Source organism: Escherichia coli (assembly GCF_036503815.1).
GTDB classification, from domain to species: Bacteria; Pseudomonadota; Gammaproteobacteria; order Enterobacterales; family Enterobacteriaceae; genus Escherichia; species Escherichia coli_F.
In genome coordinates, this window is sequence record NZ_AP027764.1 from 2,152,916 (window position 1) to 2,170,497 (window position 17,582).

Genomic DNA, 17,582 nt, shown 5'->3' on the forward strand with positions numbered 1-17,582 from the left:
CGGTTAATCTCCCGTAAGTGGAACTAACAGCACATCGACCTCACTTGAGGCAATCACTCTTTTCGCCGAGCAGGATGCTCGCGAAAAGAAACTGTGATTGTGATTACCGCAAATCACCAAATCGAAATGATGTTTGCGACAAACCTCCAGAATATGTTCGCTTAACTCACCGTAGGCAATAAACGTCTCGTCAACGGGATACCCCGCATCCTGAATTAACTTATCAAGAAAGCTTTGCGTTTCTTCCTGCATCACGCTGCGTAAATCTTCAAGCATCGGCGCGGCTAATTGATTGTACATTTCCGGGTCGGAAGCGAGAGTAATTAAACTGATGTGTCCCTTTACTGGCCTGGCGATAGATACCGCTTTTGCTAGCAGTTGCTGACTTTCCGGTGTAACCGCAACGGCGACAAGAATATTGCTATAGCTCATAACCTGTTCCTTATTCTGTGAACTTCAGGTGACATTAAAGCTTTACTCCTAATGGAGGAAGGACGCAATTCGAACTCAGTCAAACAGGTAAATATTAGCCTGGTTATTAGTAAAAACAATTAATCAATGACGCCCAGCAATCATATAATTTCAATTGTTATTATAAGGAAAAAATGTACTAATTCCCCATATTAAACAAATGGGTAATATATATAAAACATTTCGTTAATATTAAGTGGGTTGTTGCCTGTCTTTGCCTTAAATCAGTATATTGTGTTGTAAGTGCCTGTTTGTAAATAGATTAACTGATTTTGCATTTGACCAATTATTTATAGCAGATGATTATTTACGGTGAGTTATTTTAACTGTGCGAAACATCTCATTTCGATTATTACGGTTTCACTTTTGCTTACCATCGGTGTGAAAAACTTTTTAACAGATTGAAATACACCCAAAACAAAAGTATGACTTATACATTTATGTTAAGTAATTGAGTGTTTTATGTGATCTGTATCACACATTATTGAAAATCGCAGTACCCCTCCGTTGTATGTGCGTGTAGTGACGAGTACAGTTGCGTCGATTTAGGAAAAATCTTAGATAAGTGTAAAGTACCCCCTCTATTTGTAAGGACCTATTAAACCCAATAAGGTGGGGCTGTTTTATTGCAGCTTATCGCAACTATTCTAATGCTAATTACTTTTTACCGGGGCTTCCCGGCGACATCACGGGGTGCGGTGATACCGCATAAAAATAAAGTTGGTTATTCTGGGTGGGAATAATGCATACCTCCGAGTTGCTGAAACACATTTATGACATCAACTTGTCATATTTACTACTTGCACAGCGTCTGATTGTTCAGGACAAAGCGTCCGCAATGTTTCGTCTCGGCATAAATGAAGAAATGGCGACAACGTTAGCGGCACTGACTCTTCCGCAAATGGTTAAGCTGGCAGAAACCAATCAACTGGTTTGTCACTTTCGTTTTGACAGCCACCAGACGATTACTCAGTTGACGCAAGATTCCCGCGTTGACGATCTCCAGCAAATTCATACCGGCATCATGCTCTCGACACGCTTGCTGAATGATGTTAATCAGCCTGAAGAAGCGCTGCGCAAGAAAAGGGCGTGATCATGAGTGAAAAAAGCATTGTTCAGGAAGCGCGGGATATTCAGCTGGCAATGGAATTGATCACCCTGGGCGCTCGTTTGCAGATGCTGGAAAGCGAAACACAGTTAAGTCGCGGACGCCTGATAAAACTCTATAAAGAACTGCGCGGAAGCCCACCGCCGAAAGGCATGCTGCCATTCTCAACCGACTGGTTTATGACCTGGGAACAAAACGTTCATGCTTCGATGTTCTGTAACGCATGGCAGTTTTTACTGAAAACCGGCTTGTGTAATGGCGTCGATGCGGTAATCAAAGCCTACCGTTTATACCTTGAACAGTGCCCGCAAGCAGAAGAAGGACCGCTACTGGCATTAACCCGTGCCTGGACATTGGTACGGTTTGTTGAAAGTGGATTACTGCAACTTTCCAGCTGCAACTGCTGCGGCGGCAATTTTATTACCCACGCTCACCAGCCTGTTGGCAGCTTTGCCTGCAGCTTATGTCAGCCGCCATCCCGGGCAGTAAAAAGACGTAAACTTTCCCAGAATCCTGCCGATATTATCCCACAACTGCTGGATGAACAGAGAGTACAGGCTGTTTAACTGATACGGTGTGGCGAAACATTCCAGCAGCGGTAACGACGTACCGCTGCTTTTTTTTGCCCCAATCGCGCGTTAACGTCTGACGACTGAACATCCTGTCATGGTCAACAGTGGAAGGATGATGTCGTGCTTATCTTATTAGGTTACCTGGTTGTTCTCGGTACAGTTTTCGGCGGTTATCTGATGACCGGTGGAAGCCTTGGAGCACTCTATCAACCCGCTGAACTGGTGATTATTGCCGGTGCAGGGATTGGGTCGTTTATCGTCGGCAATAATGGCAAAGCGATTAAAGGCACGCTGAAGGCGCTGCCGTTGCTATTTCGTCGCTCCAAATATACCAAAGCAATGTATATGGATCTGCTGGCTCTGCTTTATCGGTTGATGGCGAAATCGCGGCAGATGGGGATGTTTTCGCTGGAACGCGATATTGAAAATCCCCGTGAGAGCGAGATCTTCGCCAGCTACCCACGCATCCTTGCGGATAGCGTCATGCTTGATTTTATCGTCGATTATCTGCGCCTGATTATCAGCGGTCACATGAATACCTTCGAAATTGAAGCCCTGATGGATGAAGAGATTGAGACGCACGAAAGCGAAGCAGAAGTCCCGGCGAACAGTCTGGCATTGGTCGGGGACTCACTTCCGGCGTTTGGTATTGTCGCGGCTGTGATGGGGGTCGTTCACGCGTTAGGTTCAGCCGATCGCCCTGCCGCCGAGCTGGGGGCGCTTATCGCACATGCGATGGTGGGGACTTTCCTCGGTATTTTATTGGCTTACGGATTTATTTCCCCATTAGCGAGTGTTTTACGTCAGAAAAGCGCCGAAACCAGCAAAATGATGCAATGCGTGAAAGTCACACTGCTTTCTAATCTGAACGGTTACGCACCGCCTATCGCCGTTGAGTTTGGTCGCAAAACGCTCTATTCCAGCGAACGTCCGTCGTTTATTGAACTGGAAGAGCATGTGCGTGCAGTGAAAAATCCGCAACAACAGACGACAACCGAGGAAGCATGAAGAATCAAGCGCATCCGATTATTGTCGTCAAACGACGCAAAGCCAAAAGCCACGGGGCAGCACATGGATCGTGGAAGATTGCTTATGCCGACTTTATGACCGCGATGATGGCCTTTTTTCTGGTGATGTGGCTAATCTCCATCTCCAGCCCAAAAGAGCTGATTCAGATTGCGGAGTACTTCCGGACTCCACTGGCGACTGCGGTTACGGGCGGCGATCGCATTTCTAATAGTGAAAGCCCAATTCCCGGTGGGGGTGATGATTACACCCAAAGCCAGGGGGAAGTGAATAAGCAGCCGAACATCGAAGAGCTGAAAAAACGCATGGAGCAAAGTCGATTGCGGAAATTGCGTGGCGATCTCGACCAGTTGATTGAATCCGATCCGAAACTGCGGGCGTTACGTCCACATCTCAAAATCGATCTGGTCCAGGAAGGTCTACGTATTCAGATCATCGATAGCCAGAATCGCCCGATGTTCAGAACCGGCAGTGCCGACGTCGAACCCTATATGCGCGACATTCTGCGCGCCATCGCGCCCGTTCTGAATGGTATTCCCAACCGTATTAGCCTTTCGGGTCATACCGATGATTTCCCTTACGCCAGTGGTGAGAAAGGATATAGCAACTGGGAGCTTTCTGCCGATCGGGCCAATGCATCCCGCCGCGAACTGATGGTTGGCGGATTGGATGGCGGCAAAGTGTTACGTGTTGTCGGCATGGCGGCAACGATGCGCTTAAGCGATCGCGGTCCTGATGATGCTGTCAACCGTCGTATCAGCCTGCTGGTACTGAACAAACAAGCCGAACAGGCCATTTTGCATGAAAACGCCGAAAGCCAGAATGAGCCAGTAAGCGCCCTGGAAAAACCTGAGGTTGCACCACAGGTCAGTGTTCCCACAATGCCATCAGCCGAACCGAGGTGACAGCGTGAGCATGGATATAAGCGATTTTTATCAGACATTTTTTGATGAAGCGGACGAACTGTTGGCTGACATGGAGCAGCATCTGCTGGTTTTGCAGCCGGAAGCGCCAGATGCCGAACAATTGAATGCCATCTTTCGGGCTGCCCACTCGATCAAAGGAGGGGCAGGAACCTTTGGCTTCAGCGTTTTGCAGGAAACCACGCATCTGATGGAAAACCTGCTCGACGAAGCCAGACGAGGTGAGATGCAACTCAACACCGACATTATCAATCTGTTTTTGGAAACGAAGGACATCATGCAAGAACAGCTCGACGCTTATAAACAGTCGCAAGAGCCGGATGCCGCCAGCTTCGATTATATCTGCCAGGCCTTGCGTCAACTGGCATTAGAAGCGAAAGGCGAAACGCCATCCGCAGTGACCCGATTAAGTGTGGTTGCCAAAAGTGAACCGCAAGATGAGCAGAGTCGCTGTCAGTCACCGCGTCGAATTATCCTCTCGCGCCTGAAGGCCGGGGAAGTCGACCTGCTGGAAGAAGAGCTGGGACATCTGACAACCCTAACTGACGTGGTAAAGGGGGCGGATTCTCTCTCGGCAATATTACCGGGCGACATTGCCGAAGATGACATCACAGCGGTACTCTGTTTTGTGATCGAGGCCGATCAGATTACCTTTGAAACAGTAGAAGTCGCGCCAAAAATATCCCCCCCACCAGTGCTTAAACTGGCAGCCGAACAAGCGCCAACCGGTCGCGTGGAGCGGGAAAAAACGACGCGCAGCAGTGAATCCACCAGCATCCGTGTAGCGGTAGAAAAGGTTGATCAATTAATTAACCTCGTCGGCGAGCTGGTCATCACCCAGTCCATGCTTGCCCAGCGTTCCAGCGAACTGGACCCGGTTAATCATGGTGATTTGATTACCAGCATGGGGCAGTTACAACGTAACGCTCGTGATTTGCAGGAATCAGTGATGTCGATTCGCATGATGCCGATGGAATATGTCTTTAGTCGCTATCCCCGGTTGGTGCGTGATCTGGCGGGAAAACTCGGCAAGCAGGTAGAACTGACGCTGGTGGGCAGTTCCACTGAACTCGACAAGAGCCTGATAGAACGCATTATCGATCCGCTGACCCACCTGGTACGCAATAGCCTCGATCACGGTATTGAACTGCCAGAAAAACGGCTCGCCGCAGGTAAAAACAGTGTCGGAAATTTAATTCTGTCTGCCGAACATCAGGGCGGCAACATTTGCATTGAAGTGACCGATGATGGTGCGGGGCTAAACCGTGAGCGAATTCTGGCAAAAGCGGCCTCGCAAGGTTTGACTGTCAGCGAAAACATGAGCGACGACGAAGTCGCGATGCTGATATTTGCGCCTGGCTTCTCCACTGCGGAACAGGTCACCGACGTCTCCGGGCGCGGCGTCGGTATGGATGTCGTTAAACGTAATATCCAGGAGATGGGGGGGCATGTCGAAATCCAGTCGAAGCAGGGCACAGGTACTACCATCCGCATTTTACTGCCGCTGACGCTGGCCATCCTCGACGGCATGTCCGTACGCGTTGCGGATGAAGTTTTCATTCTGCCGCTGAATGCGGTCATGGAATCACTGCAACCCCGTGAAGCTGATCTCCATCCACTGGCAGGCGGCGAGCGGGTGCTGGAAGTGCGTGGTGAATATCTGCCCATCGTTGAATTGTGGAAAGTATTCAACGTCGCGGGCGCGAAAACCGAAGCCACCCAGGGAATTGTGGTGATCCTGCAAAGTGGCGGTCGCCGCTACGCCTTGCTGGTGGATCAACTAATCGGTCAACACCAGGTTGTGGTTAAAAACCTTGAAAGTAACTATCGCAAAGTCCCCGGCATTTCTGCTGCGACCATTCTTGGCGACGGCAGCGTGGCACTGATTGTTGATGTCTCCGCCTTGCAGGCGATAAACCGCGAACAACGTATGGCGAACACCGCCGCCTGAATGAGTAAAAAGGTAACAATATGACCGGTATGACGAATGTAACAAAGCTGGCCAGCGAGCCGTCAGGCCAGGAATTCCTGGTATTTACCCTTGGTGACGAAGAATACGGTATTGATATTCTGAAAGTGCAGGAGATCCGTGGTTACGATCAGGTGACACGGATTGCAAACACGCCAGCGTTTATCAAAGGTGTCACTAATCTGCGCGGTGTTATTGTGCCGATTGTCGACTTACGAATTAAGTTCAGCCAGGTGGATGTGGACTATAACGACAACACGGTAGTTATCGTCCTGAATCTCGGACAGCGGGTGGTCGGCATCGTGGTTGACGGCGTCTCAGATGTGCTTTCATTGACGGCGGAGCAAATTCGTCCGGCACCGGAATTTGCCGTGACGCTTTCAACAGAATATCTCACTGGACTGGGCGCACTGGGCGACCGCATGTTGATTCTGGTGAACATCGAAAAACTGCTGAACAGCGAAGAGATGGCGCTGTTAGATAGCGCGGCGTCAGAAGTGGCGTAATTCTCCTGATTTCCTCAATTGCAATGAACCCGATGACCTGCGCATCGGGTTTTTTATTTCAGTTTCGCGGCGGGTGGCATCAGCAATAAAGTTTCCCTCCTTCTTGCCGATAACGAGATCAACTTGTTTTCAGGAAGGTGCCTTATGATTAACCGTATCCGCGTAGTCACGCTGTTGGTAATGGTGCTGGGGGTATTCGCACTGTTACAGCTTATTTCCGGCAGTCTGTTTTTTTCCTCCCTTCACCATAGCCAGAAGAGCTTTGTGGTTTCCAATCAATTACGGGAACAGCAGGGCGAGCTGACGTCAACCTGGGATTTAATGCTGCAAACGCGCATTAACCTGAGTCGATCAGCGGTGCGGATGATGATGGATTCCTCCAATCAACAAAGTAACGCCAAAGTTGAATTGCTCGATAGCGCCAGGAAAACTTTGGCCCAGGCCGCGACACATTATAAAAAATTCAAAAGCATGGCGCCGTTACCTGAAATGGTCGCTACCAGTCGTAATATTGATGAAAAATATAAAAACTATCACACAGCATTAACTGAACTGATTGATTATCTTGATTATGGCAATACTGGAGCTTATTTCGCTCAGCCAACCCAGGGAATGCAAAATGCAATGGGCGAAGCGTTTGCTCAGTACGCCCTCAGCAGTGAAAAAATGTATCGCGATATCGTCACTGACAACGCAGATGATTATCGATTTGCCCAGTGGCAACTGGCGGTTATTGCGCTGGTGGTGGTATTGATTCTGCTGGTGGCGTGGTACGGCATTCGCCGTATGTTGCTTACACCGCTGGCAAAAATTATTGCTCACATTCGCGAAATCGCCAGTGGTAACCTGGCGAATACCCTGACCATTGACGGGCGCAGTGAAATGGGCGACCTGGCGCAGAGCGTTTCACATATGCAACGCTCTTTGACTGACACCGTCACTCATGTGCGCGAAGGCTCTGATGCCATCTATGCTGGCACCCGTGAAATTGCGGCGGGCAATACCGATCTTTCTTCCCGTACTGAACAGCAAGCATCCGCGCTGGAAGAAACTGCTGCCAGCATGGAGCAACTCACCGCGACGGTGAAGCAAAATGCCGATAACGCCCGCCAGGCCTCACAACTGGCGCAAAGTGCCTCCGACACCGCCCAGCATGGCGGCAAAGTAGTGGATGGCGTAGTGAAAACGATGCATGAGATTGCCGATAGTTCGAAGAAAATCGCCGACATTATCAGCGTTATCGATGGTATTGCCTTCCAGACCAATATCCTGGCGCTGAATGCCGCTGTTGAAGCCGCGCGTGCGGGTGAACAGGGCCGTGGTTTTGCCGTGGTGGCGGGCGAAGTGCGCAATCTTGCCAGTCGCAGCGCCCAGGCGGCAAAAGAGATCAAAGCACTTATTGAAGACTCCGTCTCACGCGTTGATACCGGTTCGGTGCTGGTCGAAAGCGCCGGGGAAACAATGAACAATATCGTCAATGCTGTCACTCGCGTGACTGACATTATGGGCGAAATTGCATCGGCATCAGATGAACAGAGCCGCGGCATCGATCAAGTCGCATTGGCGGTTTCGGAAATGGATCGCGTCACGCAACAGAACGCATCGCTGGTGCAGGAATCAGCTGCTGCCGCCGCTGCGCTGGAAGAACAGGCCAGTCGTTTAACACAAGCGGTTTCTGCGTTCCATCTGGCAGCCAGCCCACTCACCAATAAAACGCAAACATCATCCCGTCCTGCCAGTGAGCAACCACCGGCACAGCCACGACTGCGAATTGCTGAACAAGATCCAAACTGGGAAACATTTTAACGAGCATTGACTAACGCGGTCATTGCCGCCTGATGGGGAGCGTTGATGTTTAATCGTATTCGAATTTCGACCACGCTGTTTTTAATTTTGATTCTCTGCGGGATCTTGCAGATTGGCAGTAACGGCATGTCTTTTTGGGCATTTCGCGATGATTTGCAACGATTGAATCAGGTCGAGCAGAGCAATCAGCAACGTGCGGCATTAGCGCAAACTCGGGCGGTGATGTTACAGGCCAGCACCGCGCTGAATAAAGCGGGCACTCTGACGGCGCTTAGCTATCCGGCAGATGACATTAAAACGTTGATGACGACGGCGCGCGCCAGTCTGACGCAATCCTCTACGTTATTTAAAAGTTTTATGGCGATGACTGCGGGCAACGAGCACGTCAGGGCGTTGCAAAAAGAGACGGAGAAAAGTTTTGCCCGCTGGCACAACGATCTCGAACATCAGGCGACCTGGCTTGAAAGTAATCAACTTTCGGATTTCCTCACTGCGCCGGTGCAGGAATCACAGAATGCGTTTGACGTTAACTTTGAGGCCTGGCAGCAGGAGATCAACCATGTGCTGGAAGCCGCCAGTGCGCAAAGCCAGCGTAACTATCAGATTTCGGCGCTGGTGTTTATCAGCATGATTATTGTTGCAGCGCTCTACATCAGCAGTGCGCTGTGGTGGACGCGCAAGATGATTGTTCAACCACTGGCCATCATCGGTAGCCATTTTGACAGCATTGCTGCGGGTAATCTGGCGCGTCCGATTGCGGTATATGGTCGCAATGAGATCACCGCCATTTTTGCCAGCCTGAAGACCATGCAGCAGGCTTTACGTGGGACGGTGAGTGATGTGCGTAAGGGAAGCCAGGAGATGCACATTGGTATCGCGGAGATTGTCGCAGGCAATAACGATCTCTCAAGTCGTACCGAACAGCAGGCGGCATCGTTGTCACAAACGGCCGCCAGTATGGAGCAATTAACCGCCACGGTAGGGCAAAACGCCGATAACGCGCGACAGGCGTCGGAACTGGCAAAAAAAGCCGCCACAACGGCGCAGGCGGGGGGTGTCCAGGTCAGTACCATGACTCACACCATGCAGGAAATCGCCACCAGCTCGCAAAAAATTGGCGACATTATCAGCGTTATCGACGGCATTGCTTTCCAGACCAATATTCTGGCCCTGAATGCGGCAGTGGAAGCGGCTCGCGCCGGAGAGCAGGGGCGTGGTTTTGCGGTAGTGGCAGGTGAAGTGCGCAATCTTGCCAGCCGTAGCGCCCAGGCGGCAAAAGAGATCAAAGGACTGATCGAAGAGTCTGTCAATCGTGTCCAGCAGGGTTCGAAACTGGTGAATAACGCCGCCGGGACCATGACCGATATTGTCAGTTCGGTGACCCGCGTGAACGACATTATGGGAGAAATTGCCTCTGCGTCGGAAGAACAACGGCGTGGGATTGAACAAGTTGCACAGGCTGTCAGCCAGATGGATCAGGTGACTCAGCAGAACGCCTCGCTGGTAGAAGAAGCGGCGGCGGCAACGGAACAACTGGCGAACCAGGCTGACCATCTTTCGTCGCGTGTGGCGGTATTTACCCTTGAAGAACATGAAGTAGCACGACATGAGTCGGCGCAGTTACAGATTGCGCCAGTGGTATCCTGAAGTGATTGAGAAGGCGCTATGACTTCATCTCTGCCCTGTGGGCAAACGTCTTTATTGTTACAGATGACCGAGCGCCTGGCGCTTTCCGACGCGCATTTTCGGCGGATAGGTCAATTGATCTATCAACGAGCCGGGATCGTCCTGGCCGACCATAAACGCGACATGGTTTACAACCGACTGGTTCGTCGTTTGCGTTCGCTGGGACTGACGGATTTCGGCCATTACTTGAACTTGCTGGAATCTAATCAGCACAGCGGTGAGTGGCAGGCGTTTATCAATTCGCTGACCACGAATCTGACGGCTTTTTACCGTGAGGCGCATCATTTTCCTCTGCTCGCGGATCACGCCCGGCGTCGTTCTGGCGAGTATCGCGTATGGAGCGCGGCGGCTTCGACCGGCGAAGAACCGTACAGCATTGCGATGACACTGGCTGACACATTGGGCACCGCGCCTGGACGCTGGAAAGTGTTTGCCAGCGATATCGACACCGAGGTGCTGGAAAAAGCCAGAAGCGGTATTTATCGCCATGAAGAGCTGAAAAATCTGACGCCGCAGCAACTGCAGCGGTACTTCATGCGGGGGACGGGACCGCATGAAGGATTGGTGCGTGTGCGTCAGGAGCTGGCGAACTATGTTGATTTTGCCCCGCTGAATTTACTGGCGAAACAATACACCGTGCCGGGGCCGTTTGATGCGATCTTCTGTCGTAACGTCATGATCTACTTCGATCAAACTACCCAGCAGGAGATTTTGCGCCGCTTTGTTCCGCTCCTTAAACCCGACGGATTGCTGTTTGCGGGTCACTCTGAAAACTTTAGCCACCTTGAGCGCCGCTTCACGCTGCGTGGTCAGACGGTGTATGCGCTAAATAAGGATTAACGATGAGCAAAATCAGGGTGTTATCTGTCGATGATTCGGCACTAATGCGCCAGATCATGACAGAAATCATCAACAGCCATAGCGACATGGAAATGGTGGCGACCGCCCCTGATCCGCTGGTTGCGCGTGATTTGATTAAGAAATTCAATCCCGATGTATTGACGCTGGATGTTGAAATGCCGCGGATGGACGGACTGGATTTTCTCGAAAAATTAATGCGTTTGCGTCCAATGCCCGTTGTGATGGTTTCTTCCCTGACCGGCAAAGGGTCAGAAGTTACGCTGCGCGCGCTGGAGCTGGGGGCGATAGATTTTGTCACCAAACCGCAGCTGGGTATTCGCGAAGGAATGCTGGCGTATAGCGAAATGATTGCTGAAAAGGTGCGTACAGCAGCAAAGGCGAGCCTTGCAGCACATAAACCATTGTCGGCACCGACAACGCTGAAAGCGGGGCCGTTGTTGAGTTCTGAAAAACTGATTGCGATTGGTGCTTCAACGGGTGGAACTGAGGCAATTCGTCACGTCCTGCAACCGTTGCCGCTTTCCAGCCCGGCACTGTTAATTACCCAGCATATGCCGCCCGGTTTCACCCGCTCTTTTGCCGACAGACTTAATAAGCTTTGCCAGATCGGGGTTAAAGAAGCCGAAGACGGAGAACGTGTCTTGCCGGGGCATGCCTATATTGCGCCGGGCGATCGGCATATGGAGCTGGCGCGTAGTGGCGCAAATTATCAAATCAAAATTCACGACGGCCCGGCGGTTAACCGTCATCGGCCTTCGGTAGATGTGTTGTTCCATTCTGTCGCCAAACAGGCGGGGCGTAATGCGGTTGGGGTGATCCTGACCGGTATGGGCAACGACGGCGCGGCGGGAATGTTGGCGATGCGTCAGGCGGGAGCATGGACCCTTGCACAAAACGAAGCAAGTTGCGTGGTGTTCGGCATGCCGCGCGAGGCCATCAATATGGGTGGTGTTTGCGAAGTGGTCGATCTTAGCCAGGTAAGCCAGCAAATGCTGGCGAAAATCAGTGCCGGACAGGCGATACGTATTTAAATCAGGAGTGTGAAATGGCGGATAAAGAACTTAAATTTTTGGTTGTGGATGACTTTTCCACCATGCGACGCATTGTGCGTAACCTGCTGAAAGAGCTGGGATTCAATAATGTTGAGGAAGCGGAAGATGGCGTCGACGCCCTCAATAAGTTGCAGGCAGGCGGTTATGGATTTGTTATCTCCGACTGGAACATGCCCAACATGGATGGCCTGGAATTGCTGAAAACGATTCGTGCGGATGGCGCGATGTCGGCATTGCCGGTGTTAATGGTGACTGCAGAAGCGAAGAAAGAGAACATCATTGCTGCGGCGCAAGCGGGGGCCAGTGGCTATGTGGTGAAGCCATTTACCGCCGCGACGCTGGAGGAAAAACTCAACAAAATCTTTGAGAAACTGGGCATGTGAGGATGCGACTATGATGCAACCATCAATCAAACCTGCTGACGAGCATTCAGCTGGCGATATCATTGCGCGCATCGGCAGCCTGACGCGTATGTTGCGCGACAGTTTGCGCGAGCTGGGGCTGGATCAGGCAATTGCCGAAGCGGCGGAAGCCATCCCCGATGCCCGCGATCGTTTGTACTATGTTGTGCAGATGACTGCCCAGGCTGCAGAGCGGGCGCTGAACAGTGTTGAAGCGTCACAACCACATCAGGATCAAATGGAGAAATCAGCAAAAGCATTAACCCAACGTTGGGATGACTGGTTTGCCGATCCGATTGACCTTGCCGATGCCCGTGAACTGGTGACAGATACGCGGCAATTTCTGGCAGATGTCCCCGCGCATACCAGCTTTACTAACGCGCAACTGCTGGAAATCATGATGGCGCAGGATTTTCAGGACCTCACCGGACAGGTCATTAAGCGGATGATGGATGTCATTCAGGAGATCGAACGTCAATTGCTGATGGTGCTGTTGGAAAACATCCCGGAACAGGAGTCGCGTCCAAAACGTGAAAACCAGAGTTTGCTTAATGGACCTCAGGTTGATACCAGCAAAGCCGGTGTGGTAGCCAGTCAGGATCAGGTGGACGATTTGTTGGATAGTCTTGGATTTTGATTTGTATTGCCTGATGTGGCGTAACCGCGTCATATCAGGCGATGACGCCGCATCCGACAAACGCACACCATGCTTGATGTGTGCAGCAAAAGCCCTAAATCCCCCCTGTTTTGCCCCTTACTCAGACCATTGAACGCTTTTCGCTCTGGTATCATTCACGCTTAATACTCTTTCCAGGATTGGCGACGTGTCTGACGAGAGCGACGACAAAACAGAAGCCCCCACACCCCACCGACTTGAAAAAGCGCGGGAGGAGGGGCAGATCCCGCGTTCCCGTGAACTGACCTCACTGCTGATTTTGTTGGTGGGCGTCTGTGTTATCTGGTTTGGCGGTGTGTCGCTGGCCCGTCGATTGTCGGGCATGCTCTCCGCTGGGCTGCATTTTGATCACAATATTATCAATGACCCGAATCTGATCCTCGGGCAGATTATTCTGCTGATCAGAGAAGCCATGTTGGGGCTGCTGCCGCTGATTAGCGGCGTGGTGCTGGTGGCGCTCATTTCTCCGGTCATGCTGGGGGGGCTGGTATTTAGCGGCAAATCCTTGCAGCCAAAGTTTTCCAAACTCAACCCACTACCGGGAATTAAACGGATGTTCTCGGCACAGACTGGCGCGGAGTTGCTTAAAGCGATTTTGAAAACCATCCTGGTTGGCAGCGTGACGGGGTTTTATCTCTGGCATCACTGGCCGCAGATGATGCGCTTAATGGCTGAGTCTCCGATTACTGCCATGGGTAATGCGATGGATCTGGTTGGGCTATGCGCACTGCTGGTGGTGCTTGGTGTTATTCCGATGGTGGGATTTGACGTTTTTTTCCAAATTTTTAGCCACCTGAAAAAACTGCGTATGTCGCGGCAGGATATTCGTGATGAGTTTAAACAAAGCGAAGGCGACCCTCATGTTAAGGGGCGGATCCGTCAGATGCAGCGAGCTGCTGCACGGCGTCGGATGATGAACGATGTGCCGAAAGCGGATGTCATTGTCAATAACCCGACCCACTATTCGGTAGCGTTGCAGTATGACGAAAACAAAATGAGCGCACCGAAAGTGGTCGCTAAAGGTGCAGGGCTGGTCGCACTGCGCATTCGTGAAATTGGCGCTGAAAATAACGTCCCGACGCTTGAAGCGCCGCCGCTGGCGCGAGCGCTGTATCGACATGCGGAGATCGGTCAACAAATCCCAGGCCAACTGTACGCCGCGGTGGCGGAGGTGCTGGCCTGGGTCTGGCAACTGAAACGCTGGCGTCTGGCTGGCGGACAGCGCCCTGTTCAACCTACTCATCTTCCGGTGCCGGAAGCCCTGGATTTTATTAACGAGAAACCGACCCATGAGTAATCTGGCCGCGATGCTGCGCCTGCCCGCAAACCTGAAATCGACACAATGGCAGATCCTTGCCGGACCGATTTTGATCCTGTTGATCTTGTCGATGATGGTGCTGCCCCTGCCCGCATTCATACTCGACCTGCTGTTCACCTTCAATATTGCCTTGTCGATAATGGTGTTGCTGGTCGCGATGTTTACCCAGCGCACGCTTGAGTTTGCTGCGTTTCCGACCATTCTGTTGTTTACCACGCTGTTACGTCTGGCACTTAACGTGGCTTCAACCCGTATCATTTTGATGGAAGGGCATACTGGCGCGGCGGCGGCAGGGAAGGTGGTCGAAGCGTTCGGTCACTTCCTCGTTGGTGGCAATTTCGCTATCGGTATCGTGGTGTTCGTCATTCTCGTGATCATCAACTTTATGGTTATTACCAAAGGTGCCGGGCGTATCGCAGAAGTAGGCGCGCGCTTTGTTCTCGATGGTATGCCAGGAAAGCAGATGGCGATTGATGCCGACCTTAACGCCGGACTGATTGGTGAAGATGAGGCGAAAAAACGCCGCAGTGAAGTCACTCAGGAAGCCGATTTTTACGGCTCAATGGACGGGGCAAGTAAGTTTGTTCGCGGCGATGCCATCGCCGGGATCCTCATCATGGTCATTAACGTTGTCGGCGGATTGCTGGTCGGTGTGCTGCAACATGGCATGAGCATGGGACATGCGGCGGAAAGTTATACGCTATTGACCATTGGTGACGGTCTGGTAGCACAAATTCCGGCGCTGGTGATTTCTACCGCCGCGGGGGTTATCGTTACGCGCGTCAGCACCGATCAGGATGTTGGCGAACAGATGGTGAATCAGCTTTTCAGTAACCCGAGCGTTATGTTGTTAAGCGCCGCCGTGCTCGGTTTACTCGGCCTGGTGCCTGGAATGCCGAACCTGGTATTTTTGCTGTTCACTGCCGGATTGCTGGGGCTGGCCTGGTGGATCCGCGGACGCGAACAAAAAGCGCCTGCCGAACCAAAACCGGTAAAAATGGCAGAGAATAATGCCGTTGTCGAAGCAACGTGGAACGATGTTCAACTGGAAGATTCTCTGGGAATGGAAGTGGGTTATCGACTGATCCCGATGGTCGATTTTCAGCAGGATGGTGAACTACTGGGTCGTATTCGCAGTATTCGCAAGAAATTTGCTCAGGAAATGGGCTTTCTGCCGCCGGTAGTACACATTCGCGACAATATGGATCTGCAACCTGCCCGCTACCGTATTTTGATGAAAGGCGTGGAGATAGGCAGTGGTGATGCATATCCGGGGCGCTGGTTGGCAATAAACCCAGGTACCGCAGCTGGAACGTTACCTGGAGAGGCGACCGTCGATCCGGCATTTGGTCTGAATGCTATCTGGATTGAAAGTGCGCTAAAAGAACAGGCGCAGATTCAAGGGTATACCGTGGTTGAGGCCAGCACGGTGGTGGCTACGCATCTTAACCACCTCATAAGCCAGCATGCCGCAGAGCTGTTTGGTCGTCAGGAGGCGCAACAGCTGCTGGATCGTGTCGCTCAGGAGATGCCAAAGCTGACGGAAGATCTCGTTCCTGGCGTCGTCACGCTCACCACACTGCATAAAGTGCTGCAAAATCTGCTCGATGAAAAAGTCCCGATTCGCGATATGCGCACCATTCTCGAAACGCTGGCGGAACATGCGCCCATCCAAAGCGATCCACATGAATTAACCGCCGTCGTGCGCGTGGCGTTAGGACGGGCTATAACCCAGCAGTGGTTTCCTGGCAAAGATGAAGTCCATGTTATTGGCCTCGATACACCGCTGGAACGTTTGTTACTACAGGCCTTGCAGGGTGGGGGCGGACTGGAGCCTGGGCTGGCGGATCGTTTACTGGCACAAACTCAGGAAGCGCTATCCCGTCAGGAGATGCTGGGTGCGCCGCCAGTATTATTGGTGAACCACGCGCTGCGACCATTATTGTCTCGCTTCCTGCGTCGCAGCCTGCCGCAGTTAGTGGTGCTGTCGAATCTGGAACTATCAGATAACCGACATATCCGTATGACGGCGACGATTGGCGGCAAATAATGAGAGCCTTATTAGCAATATTATTGTTTCCGCTGCTGGCGCAAGCCGCCGGGGAGGGGATGTGGCAGGCGAGCAGTGTGGGCGTTACGTTGAATCACCGTGGTGAATCGATGTCGTCAGCGCCTCTTTCTTCGCGACAACCTGCATCAGGATTGATGACGCTGGTTGCGTGGCGTTATCAGCTTATCGGCCCAACTCCCGTAGGGCTGCGGGTTCGCTTGTGTTCACAATCTCGTTGTGTCGAATTAGAGGGGCAGAGCGGAACCACCGTGGCCTTTTCCGGTATACCGGCGGCAGAACCGTTGCGATTTATCTGGGAAGTGCCTGGCGGCGGGCGGTTAATTCCGCCGCTAAAAGTACAACGTAATGAAGTGATTGTGAATTATCGCTGAAGGACAAATAAAAATTACGCGCTCGCGGCATGTTTAATAACTCAGTGAAAAAGGCTCGATGTTTTGTTGCAATTATTTATCAGGAATAGCTTGCAACAAAACATGCCAAAAATATGTGAATTATCCTCTTGTCAAAGGGCTTGGATAAAAATCTTCAGAGTTACGGTATAACTGCAACTGGCGAGTTCGCGTATTGGTCTGTATGATCATACATGAGAGCCATTCTGATTCAGAATAAGGGGCACTTAAATCCTGAACGTCTTCATTTGAAAGGATTAATTCACATTCTTTGTCCCTAAAATCCAGCCAGGCTCGTTGTGATTTTTTAAGCAAGTTAAGTTGTTCGGTATCAGGTTTTTTGACACCTGTGCGTGGTACTTGTTCTATATAACGATAAGCTTCACCATAAGCTTTATTTAATTGCGCATCGACGAGATTGTATTCTTGTCGCAGGCATGATTTGATCACGTTAATGTCAGTATCATCATCTGAATTTTTTTGCCAACAATCTTTGATGGCTGAAATGTCATGGTCATTGACTATAACCGTATCTTCTGCGTAAGCCTGGCAAGAGATAATGCCTAATGTTAATACAAGAAATTTAAACACTGCGGTATTCCTTAAATTCAACCGTTATCGTTTCCCTGGGGCCGGATATTACGCTTCTGGCCTCTTATCCAACAGTGAGAAAACAGTGGCATGTCCATTTTCAGAATACATTTAGATGGCAATAAAAAAGCCTGATCAGGTAACCCTGATCAGGCT

18 protein-coding genes are annotated in these 17,582 nt (G+C 51.2%); 16 read left to right on the forward strand and 2 right to left on the reverse strand.

The window, feature by feature from the left end; translation table 11 throughout:
• Positions 1-3: 3 nt before the first annotated feature.
• Positions 4-432 (reverse strand): universal stress protein UspC, encoded by a 429-nt coding sequence (uspC, locus tag AABJ99_RS10275; RefSeq protein ID WP_000122421.1) that lies wholly within the window; start codon positions 430-432, stop codon positions 4-6.
• Positions 433-1,213: 781 nt separating this feature from the next.
• Between uspC and flhD the strand changes: the two genes are divergently transcribed.
• From flhD to flhE, 15 genes are all read left to right on the forward strand, one after another.
• Positions 1,214-1,564: a flagellar transcriptional regulator FlhD gene (flhD, locus tag AABJ99_RS10280; RefSeq protein WP_001295647.1), complete on the forward strand. Its 351-nt coding sequence runs from the start codon at positions 1,214-1,216 to the stop codon at positions 1,562-1,564.
• Between the two features lie 2 nt (positions 1,565-1,566).
• Complete coding sequence (gene flhC / locus AABJ99_RS10285) at positions 1,567-2,145, forward strand: flagellar transcriptional regulator FlhC (RefSeq protein WP_001291603.1); 579 nt, start codon at positions 1,567-1,569, stop codon at positions 2,143-2,145.
• 126 nt (positions 2,146-2,271) lie between these two features.
• Positions 2,272-3,159 carry a flagellar motor stator protein MotA gene (gene motA / locus AABJ99_RS10290; protein ID WP_000906336.1) on the forward strand — a complete coding sequence of 296 codons (888 nt, stop codon included), beginning with the start codon at positions 2,272-2,274 and terminating at the stop codon, positions 3,157-3,159.
• Entirely contained in the window at positions 3,156-4,082 is a 927-nt protein-coding gene (gene motB, locus AABJ99_RS10295) for a flagellar motor protein MotB (RefSeq protein ID WP_000795625.1), read from the forward strand. The genes motA and motB overlap by 4 nt, the downstream gene beginning before the upstream one ends.
• A gap of 4 nt (positions 4,083-4,086) precedes the next feature.
• On the forward strand, positions 4,087-6,051 hold the full coding sequence (cheA, locus tag AABJ99_RS10300) for a chemotaxis protein CheA (protein WP_160523680.1): 1,965 nt from the start codon (positions 4,087-4,089) through the stop codon (positions 6,049-6,051).
• A gap of 20 nt (positions 6,052-6,071) precedes the next feature.
• Positions 6,072-6,575 carry a chemotaxis protein CheW gene (gene cheW, locus AABJ99_RS10305; protein ID WP_000147302.1) on the forward strand — a complete coding sequence of 168 codons (504 nt, stop codon included), beginning with the start codon at positions 6,072-6,074 and terminating at the stop codon, positions 6,573-6,575.
• 144 nt (positions 6,576-6,719) lie between these two features.
• Entirely contained in the window at positions 6,720-8,381 is a 1,662-nt protein-coding gene (gene tar, locus AABJ99_RS10310) for a methyl-accepting chemotaxis protein II (protein WP_039020711.1), read from the forward strand.
• A 45-nt stretch (positions 8,382-8,426) separates the two neighbouring features.
• The gene (gene tap, locus AABJ99_RS10315; protein WP_039020712.1) at positions 8,427-10,028 is read left to right on the forward strand and encodes a methyl-accepting chemotaxis protein IV; all 1,602 of its coding nucleotides are present in this window, start codon (positions 8,427-8,429) and stop codon (positions 10,026-10,028) included.
• Between the two features lie 18 nt (positions 10,029-10,046).
• Positions 10,047-10,907, forward strand: coding sequence for a protein-glutamate O-methyltransferase CheR (gene cheR / locus AABJ99_RS10320; RefSeq protein WP_338387554.1), 861 nt, complete (start codon positions 10,047-10,049; stop codon positions 10,905-10,907).
• 2 nt (positions 10,908-10,909) lie between these two features.
• Positions 10,910-11,959, forward strand: a complete 1,050-nt coding sequence (gene cheB / locus AABJ99_RS10325) for a protein-glutamate methylesterase/protein glutamine deamidase (RefSeq protein ID WP_000036371.1) — start codon at positions 10,910-10,912, stop codon at positions 11,957-11,959.
• A 14-nt stretch (positions 11,960-11,973) separates the two neighbouring features.
• Positions 11,974-12,363: a chemotaxis response regulator CheY gene (gene cheY, locus AABJ99_RS10330; RefSeq protein WP_000763867.1), complete on the forward strand. Its 390-nt coding sequence runs from the start codon at positions 11,974-11,976 to the stop codon at positions 12,361-12,363.
• 10 nt (positions 12,364-12,373) lie between these two features.
• Complete coding sequence (cheZ, locus tag AABJ99_RS10335) at positions 12,374-13,018, forward strand: protein phosphatase CheZ (RefSeq protein WP_000983609.1); 645 nt, start codon at positions 12,374-12,376, stop codon at positions 13,016-13,018.
• Positions 13,019-13,205: 187 nt separating this feature from the next.
• The gene (gene flhB, locus AABJ99_RS10340; protein WP_039020714.1) at positions 13,206-14,354 is read left to right on the forward strand and encodes a flagellar biosynthesis protein FlhB; all 1,149 of its coding nucleotides are present in this window, start codon (positions 13,206-13,208) and stop codon (positions 14,352-14,354) included.
• Positions 14,347-16,425 carry a flagellar biosynthesis protein FlhA gene (gene flhA, locus AABJ99_RS10345; RefSeq protein ID WP_000066967.1) on the forward strand — a complete coding sequence of 693 codons (2,079 nt, stop codon included), beginning with the start codon at positions 14,347-14,349 and terminating at the stop codon, positions 16,423-16,425. The genes flhB and flhA overlap by 8 nt, the downstream gene beginning before the upstream one ends.
• A complete protein-coding gene (gene flhE / locus AABJ99_RS10350; protein ID WP_001202066.1) occupies positions 16,425-16,817 on the forward strand; it encodes a flagellar protein FlhE in 393 nt (130 codons plus the stop codon). The genes flhA and flhE overlap by 1 nt, the downstream gene beginning before the upstream one ends.
• 120 nt (positions 16,818-16,937) lie before the next feature.
• Here the strand turns inward: flhE and yecT are convergent, their stop codons facing one another.
• Complete coding sequence (yecT, locus tag AABJ99_RS10355; protein ID WP_001370468.1) at positions 16,938-17,426, reverse strand: lysozyme inhibitor LprI family protein; 489 nt, start codon at positions 17,424-17,426, stop codon at positions 16,938-16,940.
• 90 nt (positions 17,427-17,516) lie between these two features.
• On the opposite strand from yecT, the gene yecV reads away from it, so the two are divergent.
• Positions 17,517-17,561, forward strand: coding sequence for a protein YecV (yecV, locus tag AABJ99_RS10360; RefSeq protein WP_211180499.1), 45 nt, complete (start codon positions 17,517-17,519; stop codon positions 17,559-17,561).
• Positions 17,562-17,582 lie beyond the last annotated feature (21 nt).